The organism is Porcipelethomonas sp. (assembly GCF_051893655.1).
Lineage (GTDB): Bacteria > Bacillota > Clostridia > Oscillospirales > Ruminococcaceae > Porcipelethomonas.
In genome coordinates this window covers 1-7,187 of the sequence record NZ_JBJFHN010000123.1, presented here as the reverse complement: position 1 = coordinate 7,187, position 7,187 = coordinate 1, and the positions used below count along the sequence as shown (strand labels likewise).

Here is a 7,187-nt window from a genome sequence, read left to right as displayed (position 1 = left end):
GAAGATTCCATGAGGATTTCATCAGAAACCGCATTACGCTGATAGGCTGCCCCAAACTGGACGAGGGCGACTATGCCGAAAAGCTGACGCAAATTATAGCGAACAACAATATCAAAAGCCTGACCATTGTCCGTATGGAAGTGCCATGCTGCGGTGGTATGGAACATGCGGTAAAGCGAGCATTGCAGGCAAGCGGAAAGTTTATTCCGTGGCAGGTTGTAATCATTTCAACGGACGGAACAATCATGGATTGAAGAAGTAAGATGATGGAAAAGAAAATGTTTTGTTTTCAGTGTGAGCAGACCAGCTGCGGAGACTGTACAGGAAGTGGCGGCGTCTGCGGAAAGAAAGCCGATACAGCATAATTACAGGACGAGCTGGCAGGAGCAATGATCGGTTTGGCACGTTCGGCGGAGGGGAACGAACACCTGATAAACAGCAATACCTATCAGCTGATCATTGAGGGACTGTTCACAACCCTTACCAACGTAAATTTTGACGATGATGCTATTCAGAATCAGATAGCACTGGTGCTGCATATGGAACAGGCAAGGTTGACTCCGAATTGCAGCGGCTGTGCCTCACCATGCGGCAAAAATGCTGATTATGATATGAGTGAACTTTGGAATGCGGATGAAAATATCCGTTCTCTGAATCGGAATTGCTCCAATTACAACGCCGGAAAACGATTTGGATACTTTGCTGAAATAATATCTGATACTAATTCTCTAACAAACTATTGAAATAGTTTGTTAGAGAGCGTGTGCTAACGCACACGCCATTTTATGCCGTAAAACGGCATAAAATCCGTCTCATACATTCTCATACGCCGCCTGTGGCGGCTATGAAAATCATGATTTTCAAATGAGAATAGTATCAATACATATTCAGCACTGAGCAACAACAGAGTCGCTCAGTGCTTTTTGCCTACGTCATTTTCCGAAAGCTAGAGCGTGTTCACATAAAACCAATATGCGGATTTATGTGAACACGCTCTAAAGTTATCATATAATTAACATCATCAGCGGGTGAGATCGTGAACGTTCAGATTCTTTATCCTACGCAGCGCAATAAGATTTGTAATCAGCGCAAAGACTGTAGTCAGCACGACAGCTGTCAGGCACGTGACCGGACTCGGCACCGTATAAAAATTGTCCATATTTTTCTGTAGTATAGTAAGAATCCATTTTCCAACGCCCATGCCGAATATGATTCCAATTATAATTCCTACAATAGTCAGCACGATATTATCACGATAAATATACTTTTTCACTGCACTTATACTGAAGCCGTTAATTCTCATAATAGTAAGCTCTTTTGATTTTTCATTTACACATACAATATTCAGATTCAACAGAACCAGAAGTGCCATTACCGCTGCCAGGAAAAGCCCTATATATACGATAAGTTTTGTTACTGAGGATACTTCCATAAATACGGAAGTCCATTCCGTACATTCATCCGTCAGTGAGAAAAATCCGTTGGTGTTCTGCAGTTTTTCCTGCAATAACACAGCATCAGCTTCACCATAATTAAGATAGAATGTATTGCTTTCGGCACTCTTGAGCATTACAGTTTCATAATACTCCGGACTCATGGTTATCTGAATGGTTGACAGATAGTGTTCGCTTACTCCTGATATTACAATCTCATGATAAACGCCTTTCGTATCCATGAATCTTATGGTATCGCCCACATCTACATCATTGTGTTTCTGGAATGTTCTGCTGATAACAGCTCCGTCAGACGGTAAGGACAGCGTTTTTTTCGTCTTCCAATCCTTGATACGGATAAAGTTTTCCAGATTATCTGTAGGTTCCGGAACGACAAGATCCGCTTTACTTAAATCACCGTCTTTTCCTTCAATGAATACCGCATCCCTCAGTAGGGACATATAATCAACAGCTTCTTCTTCAAGCACATTTTCCAGAATATCATGCGCCCCATCAACAGAATTATCGCATACAAGGCTTGCGTCATACAACCAGATATCCGAAAAATGTTTTTTCGGCGTACTGTATATAGACATCTGCAAGGCCATTGACACAACGATCAATGCCGCACATCCGGAAATACCTACAAGAGTAGCTATCACACGTGAACTGTCATTTACAAGATTGTTTACTGTAGTTTGCGAATACAGTGAAAGCTTATTCCACAGTTTGAGCTTTTCATAAAATCTTGTATGACCGTTACCAGTATTATCGCCCCTCATCAGTTCAACCGCTGAACGCTTGAACAGCTTTCTGCAGGGGATCCATGTAGCAAGACAGATAAGTACTGTTTCAACAAGTATTATCGCCATAGCATCCGAAAAAACGAAAACTTTATGGATCACTCCCAAGGAAAATCTTTTCAGATATGCGTTATTGATGATTGCCTCAATTATGAAATATCCAGACAAACATCCAAATACAGATCCGATCAATACAGCTGCCACAGAATACGCCATGTAATGCGCAGTGATCTCTTTGCGGCGAAATCCCAGTGCTTTCTGAACACCTGTTAAGGTCTTCATTTCATTTACATTTCTTGAAACTGACGTATAGCATACCATTAATCCCACAAATACAAAGAGCAAAGCCATAGAAAAACAGAGTTTTCTGCTTGATTCTGAATAGAACCTTGCAGAACTGATACTGGAATTATCATTGCGTCCCTGAACTGTCCAGTTATCGTAGCTTATAAACTCCTCAAGCCTGGATTTTATGTCATAAAGCTCTGCCTTTTTCTCAGTCAGTGCTGCTTTTCCATCGCTGATTTTATCTTCTGCTTCTGGCAGTTCCTGCTTTGCTATTGCAAGTTGGTTTTTTGCTTCTGTCAATTCTGCTTTCTTTTCAGCAAGTTCAGATTCGCCGTCGCTGATTTTTTCCTCAGCCTCTGTCAGTTTATTCTTGTTCATTTCAAGTTCCGATTTGCCTTCGGAAAGATTGTTTTTTGCAATGTCAAGGGCATGAATTCCTTCTGAAATCTGTATCTGTGCTGCATAAAGTTCTTTTTCAGCAGCAGAAAGCATTTCTTTTCCGCTGCGATATGTTGCAATTCCGTCAAGCACACCATCCAGCTTTTCAATACCATCATTCAATTCCTGAATCTTTTCCTGTACTTCCGACTGCTTTATTTCAATCTCCTCCACCGCATATGAGGTGTTCGGTTGAAAATTAAGCACCGACATCATATATACAACAGTCTGAAAATCTTTGTCATACGCCAATTCCGGATTCGCCTCATACAAATCAAGCGCAATCAGCGCATTGTCGGCATACATTTTGAGTTCTTCAGCTCCGTCAGTGTCCAAGCTGAGTCCGGATGTTTCAAGAAGCCTGTTCACCGTTTCTGCTTCGCTTTCCGTTAACGACGCCGGGTCACTAATATACTTATCAAGACAAGCACTCGCTTCACAAAGCTGAACTCTTAAATTCCCTATGTATAACGGATCTAGTGTATAGCCTGTTTCTCTGGCAAGGTTACTTAAAAGCTCTGCCATTTCATCGGGATCTGCAGCAGTAATGTCTCCATTGCAGCTTTTCAGCATTTCGTAAGCTGTGTCAAGTTCTTCTTTCGTACTTTCTGCTTGTTTCAAAAGTTCAACAAGCTCTGTCCGTTTATCTTTTATCTGAGTTTCAGCAGTATCAATATCGGTTGAAAAGCCTGCTTCTCCAAGAGAATTCTGAAATTCAGAATATACGGTTTCCAGCTCCTCTTTTTTTGTTGTATACTCTGCCAATGCGTTACTGTAAGCAAGCTTTGCACTTTCAAGAGTTTTCTCGTTTTGTAATATTTTTCTTTCACTGTCAGCAATTTCAAGCTCGGCTTCGGATATCAATTTTTTACTCTCAGCGACCTGCTGTCTGCCTTTTTCAAGCTCGTCCTCAGAATCTGAAATTTTCTTTTCACCTTCTGCTATATCAAGTTCAGCTTGTTCAATTTCCGTTTTGCCGTCAGCAATTTCCTTTTGTCCATTTTCAAGTTCTGCTTCGGCATCAGTTATCATCTTATCAGCACTTGCTATTTCAGCATCAGCTCTTTCCTCTATCATCAGACATCGTTTTTTGGCACGCTCTGCTCCGATTTCCTTGATGTTTTCAGCTATCAGGTCAGATTCATTTTCATAGGATTCCCCGAAGCAATCAAGCCCTTCGAGTTTATCTGACCGCAGCAGAATCTGAGAATAACAATTATCATATGTATCAGCATCAAAAGCGTCCTCTGACATGAGCGCAAAATAATCAACAGAGCCATCACCTATGTTGCTGAGTCCTCGGGAATAGGATGCACCGTTTGAAAAATAGGATGGGTGACTGACGATTGCTGTAACAGTAAATTTCGTGTTTTTCAGATATGATTTTCCATCATTCTCTGTATTAACGGTAATTTTATCACCTATTTCAATCCCTGCAGCTTCGGCAAATAACCGTTCGATGCCTATTTCATCGGGAGCTTCAGGCATTTTACCTTCAATCACATCAGCCTTGTCCATATTGTTTGTTAACGCCTGAATGACAAGTATATATCTTTGATCATTTACCCATGATGATCCAAAAGCAGAATATGACCCCTCTACCATGCTGATATCATCCAATTCTGAAATTGCATCTATATCCTCCGGCGTGAAACCATAAGGAAATGACAGCAAAAAATCATGATAATTATGTTCAGTCAAATACTGATTGGTTCTCGCCGATATTGCAGGTTCATTCCATCGTATGCCCAGAAATATGGCGATTCCGAGTGCAACAAACAAGGCAATTGATATAAATGATACCAGCGTTTTTCTGATATCTCTGTAAAGATTGATCCATTGTGTCTTTTTCATATACATCACCATTACCAAACAAGATCTGTTGCCTTGGCAGGATGGCGGTTAACAATCATCTCATCAATCACGCCGTCATGCATGCGAACAACACGATTTGCCATCTTTGTGATTTCTTCGTTATGAGTGACCATCATTACACTTGTTCCGGATTCCACAACCTTTTCAATTATGGAAAGGACCTCAATTCCGGTTGCATAGTCAAGCGCAGCCGTAGGCTCGTCAGCAAGAATCAGTTCCGGTTTTTTCACAAGTGCACGGGCAATAGAAACACGCTGCTGCTGACCGCCGCTCATCTGTGCTGGATAATTATTGCGCCTTTCTGAGAGCCCCACCCATTCAAGCACACGTTCAGGATCATCCGAGTCTTTTTTGAGCTCTGCAATGAATTTAAGATTCTGAATGGCTGTCAGATTCGGCATAAGATTATATGACTGGAAAATAAATCCGATATGTTCACGACGGTATTCTGTTAAAATCTTTTCTTCGGCATGAGAATAATCTTCACCACGGAAGCGAAACTCTCCTTCAGTCAGCTGATCCATACCGCCGACTATATTCAGCATTGTGGATTTTCCGCAGCCGGATTCTCCGAGAATAACAAGAAGCTCGCCTTCATATACATCAAGATCCACACCCTTAAGTACACGGGTCACTATATCTCCGTTTCTGAAATCTTTAACAACCCGCCGAAGGGATGCAATAACCGGTTTTTGTTCGCTTACACCAACATTCAGCCCGCATTCGTCAATTGCCGTTGCGGCAAGCATTGCCATAATTTCACAAATATCGGCTTCTTCTCTTGTAAAGCAGGAACCGTCTTTACGGTTTATAAATTCAATGCATCCAAGAGTTTCATACTGATTTTCCAGCGGAACACAGATCAGTGAGCGAATATTTTCTTCCGGAACACCTTCCGGGAAAAATGCTGGGGAACTTTCAGAAAACACCTTGCCGACAATTCCGTCACCTGGTTTGAACGTATTCTCTATAAACACACGGGCTCCTTTTGCATATGTAGGATGCAGTCTTTCATCACCGGCTTTATCGTAATACCATATCACTGCAGTTTCAGCACTGCTTACTTCCTGGATAATTTTTATGCATTGATGCAATGCATCTTCAATATTAGAGGCTCCGGAAATAGTGGTTTTGATTTCTCCTATGGCTTTGAATTGTTTGTATAGTGCATTATCAATCATTTTAATCTCCATTCTGCCGCTAAAGTTTCAGTTACTGATTCATTGCACAATATTTAAAGGCGACACCGCACAAGTATACACAAAGCAGCGATATGTTATCTGTGTGGTATTGTTCTATATGTGTATTTTACCACAACTTTTCAATTATGTCAATATGAAAGTGTGCAAAGTATACAATAACTTATTTGATAGTAAATTCCAAAAGTAAATTCCACTGTGGAATTTACTTTGGGAATTTACTCAATGTTTGCAGTTTTCAATTCTTTCCAAAATTCGCTTGCAAAAAAATTCGGTATGTGTTATAATAATATAGTGAATATAACCACAACAAGTTCGTTATGTGCGAACAGAAAAAAAGTATTTTTTTGTTGAAAAGAGGAATGTAAATGAAAATAAAAAAGTTCATAGCTGCCGCAATTTCGGTAATGTGTACGATTCCATTGATTCATCATGGAATACCCGACACTTATGTGCATGCGCTCTCCTATTCGGATATGCCAAGCGAGTATGTCACTGCCTGCGATTGGGTCTGGAACAACCGCATCTATGATGCTGAAAATGAGGACTGGATGAAAGAGTACGCTACGATCTACGACCAGTTGATTGCCGGAAACGGTACGATTCACTATCTCATCCGTTGGGACTCGTATCAGACAATCACTTTAGCACAGCGTCAGCAGCTTGAGATCGTTCTGAATGAGGCATTGAACAAGTGGAATGATTGCCTTGAAGGGTATGAGGACTGGCCATTTGATGACGTTACTGTTGAAATTGTTGGATGGAGTGTACTGGATAAGAACTGTCTGCTGGATCTCCAATCCGATGAAGTTGTCTATACAGAAACAATGGATTCTACTATGCGTGACTACATTATTGAGTGTGGAATGGCGGCGGATGCTTCTGCGATTCCGACACTTGAACCTTCAGAACCGACTGACCTTTCAAGATATGTGCATTGGTCAGATGCGAGCTGGACATATAACGGCAGTTATGATAACCGTTATGATATGTTTCTTGAGGGCATTAACGGAATGATTGATATGGGCGGCTTTGGCTGGCATTATGGCCAGTATCTTTCATCCAATGCAATTTTGGGTCTGCTTGACGGAACAACAAGTCAGCATGTTCTTCTGCATGAAATGGGTCATGGTTTCGGTTTTCCTGATTAT

3 protein-coding genes and 2 pseudogenes are annotated in these 7,187 nt (G+C 41.2%); 3 read left to right on the top strand and 2 right to left on the bottom strand.

The features are described from left to right. Positions 1-254, top strand: a pseudogene (locus tag ACI4WO_RS07280) (4Fe-4S ferredoxin); the annotation flags it as partial. Between the two features lie 144 nt (positions 255-398). Beyond that, positions 399-743 carry a hypothetical protein gene (locus ACI4WO_RS07275; protein WP_439806891.1) on the top strand — a complete coding sequence of 115 codons (345 nt, stop codon included), beginning with the start codon at positions 399-401 and terminating at the stop codon, positions 741-743. A 278-nt stretch (positions 744-1,021) separates the two neighbouring features. Here the strand turns inward: ACI4WO_RS07275 and ACI4WO_RS07270 are convergent, their stop codons facing one another. Further along, positions 1,022-4,816, bottom strand: coding sequence for an FtsX-like permease family protein (locus ACI4WO_RS07270; RefSeq protein WP_439806890.1), 3,795 nt, complete (start codon positions 4,814-4,816; stop codon positions 1,022-1,024). A gap of 11 nt (positions 4,817-4,827) precedes the next feature. Continuing rightward, positions 4,828-6,018, bottom strand: coding sequence for an ATP-binding cassette domain-containing protein (locus ACI4WO_RS07265; protein WP_439806889.1), 1,191 nt, complete (start codon positions 6,016-6,018; stop codon positions 4,828-4,830). A gap of 386 nt (positions 6,019-6,404) precedes the next feature. On the opposite strand from ACI4WO_RS07265, the pseudogene ACI4WO_RS07260 reads away from it, so the two are divergent. Further along, positions 6,405-7,187, top strand: a pseudogene (locus ACI4WO_RS07260) (hypothetical protein); the annotation flags it as partial.